16 protein-coding genes are annotated in these 13747 nt (G+C 71.5%); 5 read left to right on the forward strand and 11 right to left on the reverse strand.

Features of this window, described 5'->3' with window-relative positions:
• Positions 1 to 61 precede the first annotated feature (61 nt).
• Positions 62 to 1261 (reverse strand): AI-2E family transporter, encoded by a 1200-nt coding sequence (locus tag AFM16_RS06860; protein ID WP_078632782.1) that lies wholly within the window; start codon positions 1259 to 1261, stop codon positions 62 to 64.
• 28 nt (positions 1262 to 1289) lie between these two features.
• Positions 1290 to 1928: a DUF4291 domain-containing protein gene (locus AFM16_RS06865; RefSeq protein WP_078632783.1), complete on the reverse strand. Its 639-nt coding sequence runs from the start codon at positions 1926 to 1928 to the stop codon at positions 1290 to 1292.
• A 92-nt stretch (positions 1929 to 2020) separates the two neighbouring features.
• Here AFM16_RS06865 and AFM16_RS06870 point away from each other — a divergent pair, with 92 nt between their 5' ends.
• Complete coding sequence (locus AFM16_RS06870; protein WP_078636864.1) at positions 2021 to 2488, forward strand: nuclear transport factor 2 family protein; 468 nt, start codon at positions 2021 to 2023, stop codon at positions 2486 to 2488.
• A gap of 75 nt (positions 2489 to 2563) precedes the next feature.
• A complete protein-coding gene (gene lnt / locus AFM16_RS06875; protein WP_107419039.1) occupies positions 2564 to 4141 on the forward strand; it encodes an apolipoprotein N-acyltransferase in 1578 nt (525 codons plus the stop codon).
• Here the strand turns inward: lnt and AFM16_RS06880 are convergent.
• Positions 4084 to 4995: a Gfo/Idh/MocA family protein gene (locus tag AFM16_RS06880; RefSeq protein WP_030795742.1), complete on the reverse strand. Its 912-nt coding sequence runs from the start codon at positions 4993 to 4995 to the stop codon at positions 4084 to 4086. The two genes, lnt and AFM16_RS06880, sit on opposite strands and share 58 nt — an antisense overlap.
• 134 nt (positions 4996 to 5129) lie before the next feature.
• Here AFM16_RS06880 and AFM16_RS06885 point away from each other — a divergent pair, with 134 nt between their 5' ends.
• Together AFM16_RS06885 and AFM16_RS06890 are read left to right on the forward strand one after the other, a co-directional pair.
• Entirely contained in the window at positions 5130 to 5645 is a 516-nt protein-coding gene (locus tag AFM16_RS06885; protein WP_078632785.1) for a DinB family protein, read from the forward strand.
• Between the two features lie 146 nt (positions 5646 to 5791).
• Entirely contained in the window at positions 5792 to 6253 is a 462-nt protein-coding gene (locus AFM16_RS06890) for a hypothetical protein (protein WP_078632786.1), read from the forward strand.
• Positions 6254 to 6264: 11 nt separating this feature from the next.
• Here the strand turns inward: AFM16_RS06890 and AFM16_RS06895 are convergent, their stop codons facing one another.
• From AFM16_RS06895 to AFM16_RS06925, 7 genes are all read right to left on the reverse strand, one after another.
• Positions 6265 to 6729 carry a hypothetical protein gene (locus AFM16_RS06895; protein ID WP_030795747.1) on the reverse strand — a complete coding sequence of 155 codons (465 nt, stop codon included), beginning with the start codon at positions 6727 to 6729 and terminating at the stop codon, positions 6265 to 6267.
• 121 nt (positions 6730 to 6850) lie between these two features.
• Positions 6851 to 7540 carry a uracil-DNA glycosylase gene (locus tag AFM16_RS06900; RefSeq protein WP_030795748.1) on the reverse strand — a complete coding sequence of 230 codons (690 nt, stop codon included), beginning with the start codon at positions 7538 to 7540 and terminating at the stop codon, positions 6851 to 6853.
• Between the two features lie 78 nt (positions 7541 to 7618).
• On the reverse strand, positions 7619 to 9172 hold the full coding sequence (locus AFM16_RS06905; protein ID WP_179123256.1) for an ABC transporter substrate-binding protein: 1554 nt from the start codon (positions 9170 to 9172) through the stop codon (positions 7619 to 7621).
• A gap of 231 nt (positions 9173 to 9403) precedes the next feature.
• Positions 9404 to 10165, reverse strand: coding sequence for an SDR family oxidoreductase (locus AFM16_RS06910; protein ID WP_078632788.1), 762 nt, complete (start codon positions 10163 to 10165; stop codon positions 9404 to 9406).
• A gap of 80 nt (positions 10166 to 10245) precedes the next feature.
• Positions 10246 to 11007 (reverse strand): 3-oxoacyl-ACP reductase FabG, encoded by a 762-nt coding sequence (gene fabG / locus AFM16_RS06915; protein WP_030795754.1) that lies wholly within the window; start codon positions 11005 to 11007, stop codon positions 10246 to 10248.
• Between the two features lie 124 nt (positions 11008 to 11131).
• On the reverse strand, positions 11132 to 11560 hold the full coding sequence (locus AFM16_RS06920; protein WP_051780943.1) for a DUF3037 domain-containing protein: 429 nt from the start codon (positions 11558 to 11560) through the stop codon (positions 11132 to 11134).
• Between the two features lie 17 nt (positions 11561 to 11577).
• Entirely contained in the window at positions 11578 to 12354 is a 777-nt protein-coding gene (locus AFM16_RS06925) for a HipA family kinase (protein ID WP_078632789.1), read from the reverse strand.
• A 189-nt stretch (positions 12355 to 12543) separates the two neighbouring features.
• Here AFM16_RS06925 and AFM16_RS06930 point away from each other — a divergent pair, with 189 nt between their 5' ends.
• Positions 12544 to 13053, forward strand: coding sequence for a Rieske (2Fe-2S) protein (locus tag AFM16_RS06930; RefSeq protein WP_078632790.1), 510 nt, complete (start codon positions 12544 to 12546; stop codon positions 13051 to 13053).
• On the opposite strand, the gene AFM16_RS06935 is transcribed toward AFM16_RS06930, so the two are convergent.
• Entirely contained in the window at positions 13040 to 13687 is a 648-nt protein-coding gene (locus AFM16_RS06935; protein WP_078632791.1) for a cysteine hydrolase family protein, read from the reverse strand. The two genes, AFM16_RS06930 and AFM16_RS06935, sit on opposite strands and share 14 nt — an antisense overlap.
• Between the last annotated feature and the right edge of the window lie 60 nt (positions 13688 to 13747).

The following is a 13747-nucleotide window of genomic DNA, read 5'->3' on the forward strand; positions in this document are numbered from 1 at the left end:
CGGTCGTCGGCCGATGGTCTACGCCGTCCCGACTTTGGTCGCACCCCGAGTGCAGGCGATCTCAGGCCCCGGCCGGCTCAGGTCCGGGCTGCGCGACCGCCCCCTCGGGCACAGCGGCCCCCGCCAACTCCCCCGATTCCCCCGATTCCCGCGTCTCTTCCACGTCGTCCGGCTCCCCCGGCTCCCCCGACTCGCCCGCCGGATCGACGAGTTGCTCCCGCACGTAGTTCCACACCACGGCGATCATCGCGGCGACCGGTACCGCGAGGAGGCTGCCGACGATGCCCGCCAGGCTGCCGCCCAGGGTGACCGCAAGGAGGATCACCGTCGCGTGGAGACCGAGCCCGCGGCTCTGGATCATCGGCTGGAAGACATTGCCCTCCAACTGCTGCACCACCACGATGATCCCGAGCACGATCAGCGCGTCCATCGGCCCGTTCGAGACAAGCGCGATGAGGACCGCGACGAAGCCAGCGAACAGCGCGCCCACGATCGGCACGAACGCCGAGACGAACGTCAGCACCGCCAGCGGCAGCACCAGCGGGATGTCCAGGACCCACAGCCCGATGCCGATGAAGACGGCGTCCAGCAGCCCGACGAGCGCCTGCGACCGCACGAACGAACCCAGCGTGTTCCAGCCGCGCTCGGCCACGATCGGCACGTCGACGGCGAGCCGGCCCGGCAGTTGCCGGGTCAGCCACGGCAGGAACCGCGGACCGTCCTTGAGGAAGAAGAACATCAGGAACAGCGCGAGCACCGCGGTGACCACCCCGTTGAGCACGGTCCCCACCCCCGTGGCGACCGCCGACACCATGCTGCCGACACTGTTCTGCACCCGGTCGACGGCGGAGTCGAACGCCCCCGCGATCTGGTCGTCGCCGATGTTCAGCGGCGGACCCGAGGCCCACTCCCGCAGCCGCTGGATACCGGCCACGACACCGTCGGTGAGCTCCCCGGACTGCGAGGACACGGGGACGGCGATCAGCGCGACGATACCCGCCACGACCAGGAGGAACAGCAGGGTCACGGCCGACGCGGCGGGCGCCGGACGCCACCCCCACCGGCGCAGCGCGCGGGTCGCCGGCCAGGTCAGCGTGGTGAGGAACAGGGCGACGACGAGCGGCCACACGACGGACCACATCCGGCCGAGCGCCCACAGCGCGACGGCGAGCAGCACGAGAATCAGCAGCACGTCGAGCGAGGCACGGGCGGACGCGCGCAGCGCGGCACGGGTTCTCGCGGAACTCAGCGGGGCAGACATGCCGCCACCCTATATTCGGCCACGCGCCCTAACGCCGCAGGTGATCCAGCATGCCCGGCTCCGTCGGATACGGCCGCTCCACCGGCAACAGCGCCTGCGCGCGGTCGAGTTCACCGGCCCGCACGAGGGCGTGGATCTCGGTGGCCAGCGGGGTGACGTCCTCGATGCCGACGATCCACTCGTCGGCGTACCGCTCGGTCGCCTCCCCCGCGAGGCCCAACTGCAAGGACCGGTAAGGCAAGGGCTGCAACCGCAGGTCACGCTCCGGGTCCCACTGCACGCGCGCCGGGGCCTGCTTCAACTGCCGCTTCCACTCGTCCTGTTCGCCATGGAGGACGGGCACGTGATGCGAGAGGCAGGAGTTGCGCAGGGCCCATTCGAAGCCGTCACGGCGTATCTCCACGGCCAGTACGGTCTCCTGACCCTCCTTCAGGCCCCATCCGCACCGGTACATCATCCACAGGAAGCTGGGCTTGATCCAGGTCATGCGCGTACGGCTCCACTTGGCCGGGAAGCGGCCGTTGCGGGCCGCCGGGAGGCCCAACCCCGGGCGGTACGCCTGGTAGACGGTGAGTGTCGTCCCGGTGTGCCGGGCGCGGATGCGGAACTTGGGTTCGGGTTCGGTTGTGCTTGCGGTCGCGGGTTCGGGTTCGGGGAGATCGTTCACGGCAACAGAATCGGTGCCGAACGCCAGCCGGGGCCACCGAATATCACCGCAGGGCTCTTGGCCCCCGGGCCGTCATGCCCAACACTCGGCCCATGACGCAGCGTGTGGAGCTGGCCACCGTGATGGACCGACTGGCCGTCGACGGACTGATCACCGACTACGCGGGGGCGGTGGACGACGGCGACTGGACGGCGTACCGCGACCTGTTCGCACCCGGCGGGCGGGCCGACTACCGCTCGGCCGGCGGGATCGAGGGAGAAGCGGGGAGCGTCGCCGCGTGGCTCGCGGAGAGCATGCAGTTGTTCTCGATGTGCCAGCACCTCATCGTCAACCGCAGGATCGCCTTCGGGATCCTGGATCAGGACACCGGCGACACGGCCCGGGTACGGGCCGACTACGTCAACCCGATGCGGCTGGCCGCGACCGCGGAGGGTTCCCCGGCCGGCGCGCCGGACTTCGTCTGCGGCGGCCGATACTCCTTCGGTCTGGTGCGGACGGCCGACGGCTGGCGGCTGAGCGAGGTGGTCGTCGCCGAGAAATGGCGCAGGATGCCCGCCTGAGCCGAAAGGCGCCCTGTCGTAGATCGTCCCGGACGCGCACACTGGAGGGGACGGGTGGGGACAGGGAGGTGCCGTGTGAGGACGTTCGGCCACTGGATCGCCTCCCCCTGGCGGCGCGGTGCCGTCGCCTCCCTCGCGGGCGCCCTGCCCGTGCTCGCGTTCCCGGCCCCGGGGCTGTGGTGGTGGGCGTACGGGGCGCTCGTCCCGTGGATCCTGCTGATCCGCTCGGCGCCGACGGCACGGCGGGCGGCGCTCGACGGCTGGTGCGGCGGGTTCGGCTTCATGCTGGTGATGCACCACTGGCTGCTGCCGAGCCTGCATGTGTTCACCCTGGTCATCGCCGCGCTGCTGGGGGCCCTGTGGGCGCCGTGGGCGTGGCTGGTGCGCAGGTTCCTCGCGGCGCCCGACGGCGTGCCGGCCCGGGGCCGGGTATTGGCCGCCCTGCTCGTCGTGCCGTCGGCCTGGCTGGCGGTCGAGCTGGTGCGGTCCTGGCAGGGGCTGGGCGGGCCGTGGGGTGTGCTCGGGGCGAGTCAGTGGCAGGTGGAACCGGCGCTGCGGCTGGCCTCGGTGGGCGGGGTGTGGCTGCTGAGCTTCCTGGTGGTGGCGGTCAATGTGGCGGTCGCCGTGCTCGTCGCGGTCCCGGCGGCCCGGGTGCCGGCGGTCGCGGGGCTCGTGGCCACGGCCGCGACCGCGTCGGCGGCCTGGGCGTGGTCGCCGCGGCCCGACGTCGACGGGCGGGTCAGGATCGCCGTCGTGCAGCCGGGCGTGATCGACGGGCCCGACGCCCGTTTCGACCGTGAGGAGGAGCTGACCCGGCGGCTGGCCGGGCAGGACGTCGACCTGATCGTGTGGGGCGAGAGCAGTGTGGGCTTCGATCTCTCCGACCGGCCCGACCTGGCCGACCGGCTCGCGACGCTGTCCCGGGTGACCGGCGCCGACATCCTCGTCAACGTCGACGCCCGCCGCGCCGACCGGCCCGGCATCTACAAGAGTTCGGTCCTGGTCGGTCCGGACGGTCCGACGGGCGCCCGGTACGACAAGATGCGGCTGGTGCCGTTCGGGGAGTACGTCCCGGCGCGCTCGCTGCTCGGCTGGGCGACCTCCGTCGGCAAGGCGGCCGGGGAGGACCGGCGGCGCGGGACCGAGCAGGTCGTGATGCACGCGGGGCCGGGGCTGCGGATCGGGCCGATGGTCTGTTTCGAGACGGCTTTCCCCGACATGAGCCGGCATCTGACGGAGGACGGCGCGGACGTGCTGGTCGCTCAGTCGTCGACGTCCACGTTCCAGGGGAGCTGGGCGCCCGGGCAGCATGCCTCGCTGGCCGCGCTGCGGGCCGCGGAGACCGGGCGGCCGTTCGTCCACGCCACCCTCACCGGCGTCTCCGCCGTCCATGACCCGGGCGGCCACCGGATCGGCTCCTGGCTGGGCACGGACACGAGTGCCTTCGCGGTGTACGACGTCCCGCGCGCCGACGGCACCACCCTGTACGTCCGTTTCGGCGACTGGCCGCTGCATCTGGCGCTGCTGGTACTGGCCGCGCTGGGGCTCACGGAGGGGGCACGCGCGGTGCGGCAGCACGGCGGGGTCGGCGGCGGTCATGCGGCCCCGTCGGGCTCCCCCACCGCGCGTACCACCCGCTCGCACAGTTCGTGAGTGGCCAGCGCGTCGCGGGCGCTGAGCTGCTTGCCCGCGCGCACGGCGTCCAGGAAGGCCCCGACGGCCTGCTCGATGCCACGCTGCCGGGCCACCGGCACCCAGTCGCCGCGCCGCCGCACGGTCGGCTGGCCCTTGTGGTCGATCACCTCGGCGAGATTGACGACCTGGCGCTTGGTGTCCTGCCCGGACACCTCCAGGATCTCCTCGTTGGATCCGCTGAGCCGGTTCATCACACCGAGCGCGGTGAACCCGTCCCCCGCGAGCTGAAGGACCACGTGGTGCAGCAGCCCGTCCCGGACGCGGGCGCGCACGGTGACGTCGTCGATGGGACCGGGCGCGAGGAACCGCAGGGTGTCGACGACGTGGATGAAGTCGTCGAGGATCATCGTGCGGGGTTCCTCGGGCAGTCCGACGCGGTTCTTCTGCATCAGGATCAGCTCGCGCGGATGGTCGGCGCACTGGGCGTACCCGGGGGCGAAACGCCGGTTGAAACCGACGGCCAGGGACACGCCCCGCTCCTCCGCGAGCGCCACCAGCCGCTCGGAGTCGGCGAGTTCGTACGCCAACGGCTTGTCGACATACGTCGGCACACCCGCCTCCAGCAGCCGCCCGACGATCTCGGGGTGCGCACCGGTGGGCGCGTGCACGAAGGCGGCGTCGAGCCCGGCCCCGATCAAGGAGTCAAGATCCCGGTGCCGCTGCGCGTCGGGCACACGCATGGCGTCCCCGACCCGGTCGAGAGTGGCGGGCGTACGGGTCTGAAGGTGCAACTCGACCCCGGGCCACGCACTCAACACCGGCAGATAGGCCTTCTGAGCAATGTCCCCAAGCCCGACACAACCAACCTTCACGCCAACTCCCTCACCCACGACCCCACCTTTCCTCGCAGCATACGGGGCTCCCACGGGCCACCGGCCGGCGATCAGCGAGAAGCCACGGTGGAAAACCCGTGGCCCCCGCGCCCCTCCCCGGCGACGATGCCAGGATGACGACGACGCAGCGCAGTGAACCCGCCCAGAACGCCGATGAGCGCGCCATGTTGGAGGGGTGGCTGGAGTATCACCGGCAGACCCTGGCGCAGAAGTGTGAGGGGCTGACCGACGCCCAGCTCAGGACCGCCTCCGTGCCGCCCTCGGAGTTGTCCCTGCTGGGGCTGGTGCGGCACATGGCGGAGGTGGAGCGCGGCTGGTTCCGCAGGACGCTCCTGGCCGAGGACGCGGACCCGATCTACTACAGCGAGGAGGACCACGACGGCGACTTCCATCTCACCGACAAGGACACCTGGGAGGAGGCGTACGCCACCTGGCAGGCCGAGATCGAGACCGCCCGGCGCAACGCCGCCGGCTTCGCGCTGGACGACCTCTCGCGCAACCTGAGCAGGCACAACGGGGAGCCGTTCAACCTGCGCTGGATCTACACCCACATGATCGAGGAGTACGCCCGCCACAACGGCCACGCCGACCTGATCCGCGAGCGCATCGACGGCGCGACCGGCGACTGAGTGTCTGACCGCCTGACCGCCTGACCCGACGGACGTCAGCGCGAGCGACCGCGCCCCCATCCGTACGGGGCACGAGATCACCCGTGCGGGGCAACCTGCGCCCGTCCGCTGTCGCCGCGGCGCCCGCAGCCACCAGAGTTGCGCGCGTGCAGCGAACGACGACTACCGCAACGCTCCTGGTCACCGTGGCCGTCTCGGCCCTCACCGGGTGTGTGACCGTCCAGGCGCCGACGGAGCCCGCGCCGGGGGCCGCCGTACCGTCCCGGGCGTCGGTGCCCCGGCCGGACGGGCGGGCCGGGACGCGGGTCGTGCAGGCGCCCGCCCGTGAGGCGCTGGAGATGACCGGGCCGGGGCCGTCCCGCGGGCCGGAGCGGTCGGCGGCCCCGGCGGAGAGACAGCAAGTGGCCCCCGCCCGTCCACGTCCGGCGCAGCCGCGCCCCCTCCCGCGGTCCGCCCGTCCGGAACCGCGACGGCCCGCGGCACCACGCGCCGAGATCCCGAGCGTGCCGCGCGGCGGCGCCGACGTGTGCGCGCTCGGCCGGAAGTACGGCGGCTGGAAGGGCGACAGCCCGGAGGCGACGATCTGCGACCAGGCGTACGGACGGTAGGGCGGGCCGGATCAGGTGTCGCGCCCGTCCTCGCCCAGCCGGTGTTCCATCCGGCTGATCGCCGCGCGTACGCCGTCGCCGTAGCTGTCGTCGGTCAGGGCGCGGGCCGCTCTGCGGGCCTTGCGGACATGGGTGCGGGCGGCGCCCGCGCGGCCGAGCTTGAGGTAGTCGGCCGCGAGGTTCAGATGCAGCGAGGGGTACAGGGCCCGCGCCGCGCGGGACTCCTCGTGCTCCTCAGCGGCCGTGAGCGCGCGCAGGTCCCACGCGAGTTCGTCGAAGGGGTCGTCCTGGGTGTCGGCGAGGTAGTGGGCGAGGGTGCAGCGGTGCAGCGCGTCACCGTCCTCGCCGACCTCGGCCCACAGTTCGAGGAGCCGGCGGCGGGCCTCCTCGCGGTCGCCGCCGTGGTGCAGCATCACGACCTGCCCGATCCGCGTCAGCAGGGCGTCCGGCGCCGTCTGCCCGTGTCGCTCCGCCACCGCGTTCTCCTTGCCGTTCCGGGACGACGCTGCGTCCTCAGGGCGACGCTATCGGCAGCCACCGGCATTCCCGGTCAGGCGGCACCGGGCCGGTGCGCGGAGCGACCGGCCCGGGGGGACCTCAGGCCGAGGCCAGGTTCGGGATGGTCCAGTCGATCGGGTCGTGGCCCTGCGCGGCCACCGCCTCGTTGATCTGGGTGAACGGACGCGAACCGAAGAACTTCTTCGCCGACAGCGGCGAGGGGTGCGCGCCCTTGACCACGATGTGCCGGCTCTCGTCGATCAGCGGGAGCTTCTTCTGCGCGTAGTTGCCCCACAGGACGAACACCGCCGGGTCGGGCCGGTCGGCCACGGCGCGGATCACCGCGTCCGTGACCTTCTCCCAGCCCTTGCCCTTGTGCGAGTTCGCCTCGCCCGCGCGGACCGTGAGGACCGCGTTGAGCAGCAGCACGCCCTGCCGGGCCCACGGCATGAGATAGCCGTTGTCCGGGATGGGCGTGCCCAGCTCCTCGTGCATCTCCTTGTAGATGTTGCGCAGCGAGGGCGGGATCTTCACCCCCGGGCGCACGGAGAAGCACAGTCCGTGGCCCTGCCCCTCGCCGTGGTACGGGTCCTGGCCGAGGACGAGCACCTTGACCTGGTCGTACGGTGTCGCGTCCAGCGCGGCGAACACCTCTTCGCGCGGCGGGTAGACGGGGCCCTTCGCCCGCTCCTCCTCGACGAACTCGGTCAGCTCCTTGAAGTAGGGCTGGTCGAGTTCGCCGCCCAGAACCTCGCGCCAGGTCTCGGGCAGCATGGCGATGTCGGTCACGTCAACGTCCTCCGTCGTGCGGTCACTTACCTGCCACAGAACCTACAGGCGACCACTGACAACGGGGGCCCCGAGTGGCTACCAGCTCGTCTTGCGGGACAGTTCCCAGACCATCATGATCGTCGACGGGTCGAGCGAGCGCTCCGCGCCGGACAGGTCCTCGTTGACGGCGAGGTACTGCTTGCCCTGCCACAGCGGCAGCAGCCGGGCGTCGTCGACGAGGATCTGCTGGGCCGCCTCGAAGTCCTTCACCACGTTGGCGCGGTCGCTCTCCTCGCGGGAGCGCGGCAGCAGCACCTGGGTGATCTCCTTGGCCGGGTAGGGCGTACCGAGCGCGTTCTGCTCGCCGACGAAGGGGGCGATGAAGTTGTCGGCGTCCGGGAAGTCGGGGGACCAGCCGCGGCCGAAGACCGGGTACTCGCCCTTCTGGTAGCCGACCACGTAGGTGTTCCACGGGCGGCTCTTGAGGGTGACCTTGAACAGCCCGGACGCTTCGAGCTGCCGCTTCAGCTCCTTGAACTCCAGGGCGGTGTCGGAGCCGTAGCGGTCGGTGGTGTACCAGAGGGTGAGCGGGACGGTCTGGGTGATCCCGGCCTCGGTGAGGATGGCGCGGGCCTTCTTCGGGTCCGGGTCGCCGAAGTCGTCGAAGAACGCGGTGGTGTGGCCGGTCAGGCCCGTCGGGACCATGGAGTACAGCGGGTCGACGGTGTCCTTGTAGACCTTGTGCGCGATCGCGGCCCGGTCGACGACCTGGGCGACGGCGCGGCGCACGGCGAGCTTGTCCGACCAGGGGTCCTTGGGGTTGAAGACCAGGTAGTTGATGTTGGCGGTGACGCCCTCGACGATCTGGAGGCCCGCGTTCTCGCCGCCCTTGGTGTCCAGGGCGACGATGTCGTCGGCCGCGAGACCCTGGTAGGTGATGTCGATGTCGCCGGCCCGCAGGGCCTTGACCATCTCGCCGGAGTCCTGGAAGTAGCGGATGGTCACCGCGTCGTTCTTGCGGTCGGCGAAGCCCTTGTAGTTGCCGTTGCGGACGAGGACGGCCTGCTTGCCCTCCTCGTACGAGTCCAGCCGGTACGGTCCGGAGCCGACGATGCCGGAGTCCTTGCGGACGGCGTCGGCGGGGTACTCGTCGGGGTCGACGAGGCCCAGGCCCGGGGTGGCGAGGACGAACGGGAAGGTGGCGTCCGACTTGTTGAGCTTGAACGTCACTTCACGGTCGCCGGAGACCTCGACGCTCTTCAGGCTGCCGAGCAGACCGGCGGGGCCGGTCTCGGCGTTGATCTTCTTGATCCGGTCGACCGAGTACTTGACGGCCTCGGCGTCGATGGCGTCGCCGTTGGAGAACTTCAGGTCGTCGCGGAGCGTGCAGCGGTAGACACGGCTGGCGCTGTCGTCGAACTTGCAGTTCTCGGCGGCGTCCGGCTGCGGGGTCGTCGCGCCCGGCGGGTAGGACAGCAGCGTCTGGTAGATGTTGCGGAACAGCTCCCAGGAGCCGTCCCAGGCCGCGGCGGGGTCCAACGTACTGGGAGCGCTGGTCGTCCCCATGACGATGGGTCCGGCCTCGTCGGAGCTCTCGTCGCCGAGAAGACCGCATCCGCTCACCAGGGATATGGACACGATCGCCGCCATGTAACGCAAGGATCGGTTCCGGTTGAACACGCGCACGCTCCTCGATAAGCCATGCCAAGGGTTGGCAGACCATACCGCAGCGCCCGGGGCCCTGGACCCTTGCTCGATACACCATTTGGATCACGGTCGCCCTGACGACGTTGTCATGCCGGATGCGACCTTTTTGCACCGACACGGGCGCCGCTTCCGTCAAGGAGCGGCGCCCGCGGAGTGAGACGCGGTCCTGCGGGCTCAGCCGACGCCGACGTTGAGGAAGATACCGCCGTCGACGACGAGTGTCTGCCCCGTGATCCAGTCCGACTGCTCCGAGGTGAGGAACGCGGCGGTGCCGCCGATGTCGGAGGGGACGCCGAGCCGGGCCAGCGGGTAGGCGGAGGCGGCCTCCTCCTCCCGGCCCTCGTACAGGGCCTGGGCGAACTTGGTCTTCACCACGGCCGGGGCGATCGCGTTGACCCGCACCTTCGGGGCGAACTCGTGCGCGAGCTGCTGGGTCAGGTTGATCATCGCCGCCTTGCTGACGCCGTAGGCGCCGATGAACGGCGAGGCCGACAGACCGGCGACGGAGGCGATGTTGACGATCGCGCCGCCGTTGTCCTTCTGCCAGGCGTGCCAGGTCCGCTGGGCGAAGCCGAGCGCGGAGACCACGTTGGTCTCGAAGACCTTGCGGGCGACGTCGAGGTCGAGGTCGGCGATCGGCCCGAACACCGGGTTGGTCCCGGCGTTGTTGACCAGGTAGTCGACGCGGCCGAACGCCTCCATGGTGCGCTCGACGGCGGCGGCCTGGTGCGCGAGGTCGTGCGCCTTGCCGGCGACGCCGATGACCCGGTCGGCGCCGAGCTGCTCGACGGCCTCCTTGAGGGCGTCCTCGTTGCGGCCGGTGATGCAGACCCGGTCGCCGCGGGCGACCAGCGCCTCGGCGACGCCGTATCCGATGCCCCGGCTGGCGCCGGTGACGAGGGCGACCTTGCCGGAGAGTGCGGGCAGTTCAGTCATGGTGATGATCCCAGGGGGTCGAAGGGGCCGGTCCGGGCCGGAATCCGGGTCGGATCGGGCTCGGGTCGGGCTCGGGTCGGCTAGTCGAGCGGTCCGCCGGCCACGTACAGGACCTGGCCGGAGACGAAGCCGGCGGCCTCGTTCGTGAAGAAGGCGATCGCGTTGGCGATGTCGTCGGGCTCACCGACGCGGGCCACGGGGATCTGGGTGGCGGCCGCGGCCTTGAACTCCTCGAAGCCCATGCCGACGCGGGCCGCGGTGGCGGCGGTCATGTCGGTGGCGATGAAGCCGGGGGCGACGGCGTTGGCGGTGATGCCGAACTTGCCCAGCTCGATGGCGAGGGTCTTGGTGAAGCCCTGGAGACCGGCCTTGGCGGCCGAGTAGTTGGCCTGGCCGCGGTTGCCGAGCGCCGAGGACGACGACAGGTTGACGATCCGGCCGAAGCCCGCGTCGACCATGTGCTTCTGGACGGCCTTGCTCATCAGGAACGAGCCGCGCAGATGCACGCCGAGCACGGTGTCCCAGTCGGAGACGCTCATCTTGAACAGCAGGTTGTCGCGGAGCACGCCCGCGTTGTTGACGAGGATGGTCGGCGCGCCCAGCTCGGCCACGACGCGCGCGACGGCCGCCTCGACCTGGGCCTCGTCGGAGACGTCCGCGCCGACCGCGATCGCCCGGCCGCCGGCCGCGGTGATCTTCTCCACGGTGTCCTTGCAGGCGGCCTCGTCCAGGTCGATCACGGCGACCGCGCGGCCCTCGGCGGCCAGCCGTACGGCGGTGGCGGCGCCGATGCCCCGCGCCCCGCCGGTGACGACCGCGACCCGCTGTTCAGTGGTGGACATTGATGTGTCTCCTCGCCCTCGAGTAGAACCTGTGATGTGGTGAGCGACCGCTTAGTACCTTCGTCACGTGACGCTAGAAGCGATGGCACCCGGTGTCAACGGCACACGGCGCCGGTGTGATCCATTACCTCACCAGCAGATCCAGCAACCGCTCGGTCTCGGCCGCCGGATCGGTGGTGAGCCCGGTGTGCACGGGTCCCGGCCGGACCACGGTGGAGCGGGGCGCGACCAGCCAGCGGAACCGCCGCCCGGGGTCGTCCCCGGCCGCCTGCCCGGCCGCCGCGCCACCGGCGCAGACTCCCTCGACGGCGCCCAGCGCGGCCCGCACCCCGGCCAGGTCCGCCGCCGGGTCCAGGGCGAGCAGCCGTGCCTCGTCCAGATGGGTGCGGGCGCCGAGGTAGCCCCGGGCGCGGCAGTACACCAGGACGCCCGCGTTGATGCACTCGCCGCGTTCGACGCGCGGTACGACGCGCAGCAGCGCGTACTCGTAGACGTCCCGGTCGCCGCCCTGGCCCGAGCGGGTGATGTGGCGCTCGGTGACATGGCCGGCCATGTGGATGCGGTTGCCGCTCACTTGCCCTCCTCCTGGCGGCCGTCGATGCCCTGGATGCGCCCGGCGACGACCGCCGCCCTGGCGAGCAGGGGCCGCGCGTAGGCCCGTCTGAGGTCGTCGGGGGTGGCGAAGCCCGGTTCGTCGGTGAGCCAGACGTCGGGGATCTCGGCGGTGACCTCGGCGAGCAGGCCGGCGGTGACCCTGGGGGCCAGTTCGGCGGCGGCCGCCGCGATGTCGGGCGCGAAGGACGCGAGGGCGTGGTCGGAGGCGTCGTAGGGGCGGGCCGCGGAGGTCTCGGCGGAGGGCCAGTTGTGGTGCCAGATCATCGTGGCGCCGTGGTCGACGAGCCACAGATCGCCGTGGTGGACCAGGAGGTTGGGGTTGCGCCAGGAGCGGTCGACGTTGTTGACGAGCGCGTCGAACCAGACGATCCGGCCGGCCTCCTCGGGGCTCACCGGGAAGGCCAGCGGGTCGAAGCCGAGGGCGCCGGAGAGGAAGTCCATACCGAGGTTGGTGCCGCCGCTGGAGCGCAGCAGGTCCTGCACCTGCTGTTCGGGTTCGCCGAGTCCCAGCACCGGTTCCACGTGCACGGTCACGAGGCGGGGCATCCGCAGGCCGAGCCTGCGGGCGAGTTCACCGCAGACGACCTCGGCGACGAGCGTCTTGCGGCCCTGTCCGGCGCCGGTGAACTTCAGGACGTAGGTCCCGAGGTCGTCGGCCTCGACGAGCCCCGGCAGCGAGCCGCCCTCCCGCAGGGGCGTGATGTAGCGGGTGGCGGTGACTTCCTTGAGCATCGACCCAGGTTACTGGCGTGCGACGGAGCGGCGCCGACAGGTTGGTGACAGCTCCGGCTTACGCGGCCCCGACCTCGAAACGGTCAATATCTCGACACTGTCCGGAGTTGGCACGGGCACTGAACGAGCGGCTCAGATGGTCCGTACCACTCGGCAGATCCACCCGATCCCCCTGGAAGGGACCACAGCATGACCAGCGCATCCATCAAACCCTCGTCGGGGCCCGCCCGTCGTACCGTCGTGACGGCCGCCGGAGCCGCGGGGCTCGCCGTCGCGCTGACCGCGTGCGGGGGGTCCGACGACGGCGGCGCCAGTTCGTCGGTGTCGTCCGGGGGCGCTTCGGGCGGCGGCTCCGCGGGGGCGAGCAGCGGAGGCACGGGCGGCGGGGACAACGCCGCGGGCGGCACGGACAGCGGCGCGCTCACCACGACGGCCGACATCCCGGAGGGCGGCGGCAAGGTCTTCGGCTCCGAGAAGGTGGTCGTCGTCCAGCCGTCGGCGGGCACGTACAAGGCGTACTCGGCCGTGTGCACGCACGCGGGCTGCGGGGTGAAGAGCGTCGCGGACGGGGTCATCAACTGCCCCTGCCACAACAGCAATTTCTCGATCGAGGACGGCAGTGTGAAGAGCGGTCCGGCGACGAAGCCGCTGCCCGAGGTGAAGATCACCGTGAGCGGCGACTCGATCAGTCTGGCCTGACGTCCGGCGTCCGCAGGCACGTCAGCACCTCGTCCGTGGTCGCGACCGTGGCGACCAACGCGAGGGTGTGACGGATCATGGCGTCCGTGTAGTCGGCGGGCACCCCCGCGATGGCGTCGGAGGGCACGACGGCCGTGTAGCCGCGGTTGACGGCGTCGAAGACGGTGTTGGGAACGGCCACATTGGCCGAGACTCCGGCGACGACGAGCGTACGGCAGCCGAGGTTGCGCAGCAGCGCGTCGACGTCGGTGCCCTGCACGGGCGAGAGTCCGTGCAGCCGCCGGACGACGAGGTCGTGCTCGGCGACCTCGATCGGGGGTGCCACGCGGACGGCGGGGGTGCCGGTGAGCTGCTGGACCGGGAGGCGCCCGGCGGCGCGGAACAGGCGCGCGTTGCGGTTCGCGCCCCGGCCGTCCGGGCGGCGTTCGGCGACGGCGTGGATCACCTGGACACCGGCCGCGTGCGCGCCGCCGACCAGCCGGGCCACATTGGCGAGAGCCCCCGACTCCCTTGCCTCAGAGGCGAGTTGGGGCAGCGCGGCGTCCGGTCCCACGACGCCCTGCTGACACTCCACGGTGATCAGCACGGTGGAGCCGGGGTCGAGAAGGGCGCTCAGTTCTTCGGACGGCGGCACGGCTCCCCCTGGTGTCGGTGCGGACCGGGCGGCGACACTGAACCGCCATTGCGCGGAGCA

The sequence above is a fragment of the Streptomyces antibioticus genome (genome assembly GCF_002019855.1).
GTDB classification, from domain to species: Bacteria; Actinomycetota; Actinomycetes; order Streptomycetales; family Streptomycetaceae; genus Streptomyces; species Streptomyces antibioticus_B.